Here is a 411-nt window from a genome sequence, read left to right as displayed (position 1 = left end):
ACTTTACCTGCTGGCGTGACCGAGTTTAAAGTCACCGTCGCGACGACCCAAGACGATATCTTCGAAGGCTCAGAAACCTTCGGCGTGACCGTCACTGATAACAACAATGTCACCACCAATGGCTCCGCCACGGGTGTGGGTACCATTCTTGATGACGGTACGGGGCCAGACCCAGATCCAGACGATGACCGCCCAGCGCTGTCTATCACGCCAGCCGTATCGGTGAACGAAGGCACGGGCGCCATGTTCACGGTGAACTTGTCTACAGCGACCGAAGCGGATGTGGTTTTGAACCTCGCCACGGCGACCGATGGTAGCTACACCGCAGAGTCTGGCGATATAGGTGCCATCACCGCCACGTATAACGATGGCGTGTCTGATGTGCCTCTCACCATTACTGATGGCAACATC

1 protein-coding gene is annotated in these 411 nt (G+C 56.4%); it reads left to right on the top strand.

What is annotated here, in order from left to right; translation table 11 throughout:
* The coding region (locus TZ48_RS24255; RefSeq protein ID WP_239671060.1) for a hypothetical protein at positions 1 to 411 on the top strand (411 nt) is incomplete at both ends.

The sequence above is a fragment of the Vibrio variabilis genome (assembly GCF_003263785.1).
Classification (GTDB): Bacteria; Pseudomonadota; Gammaproteobacteria; order Enterobacterales; family Vibrionaceae; genus Vibrio; species Vibrio variabilis.
This window is presented reverse-complemented; position numbering and strand designations above follow the sequence as displayed.